Annotated in this window: 1 pseudogene; it reads left to right on the forward strand. The window is 64.6% G+C overall.

What is annotated here, in order from left to right:
* Window positions 1-98 (forward strand): annotated as a pseudogene (locus tag DEF28_RS28730) (acyl-CoA dehydrogenase family protein); the annotation flags it as partial.
* Window positions 99-206: the final 108 nt, after the last annotated feature.

A 206-nucleotide genomic window follows, 5' to 3' on the forward strand; every position in this document is an offset into this window, starting at 1 on the left:
ACGTCAAGGACTTCCCGCTGGAGCGGATGATGCGCGACGCCAAGATCACCCAGATCTACGAGGGAACCAACCAGATCCAGCGCCTGGTCATGGCCCGCCTGTCACGCCGCGGGTTCGAAGGACCGGGTCATCTCGTCGAGCAGCGCCCGGTTCTCCTCCCAGTCCTCCTCCGTGGAGACGAGGAAGAGCGCGTACCCCTTCTCCTC

It is taken from the genome of Marinitenerispora sediminis, assembly GCF_003336425.1.
Classification (GTDB): Bacteria; Actinomycetota; Actinomycetes; order Streptosporangiales; family Streptosporangiaceae; genus Marinitenerispora; species Marinitenerispora sediminis.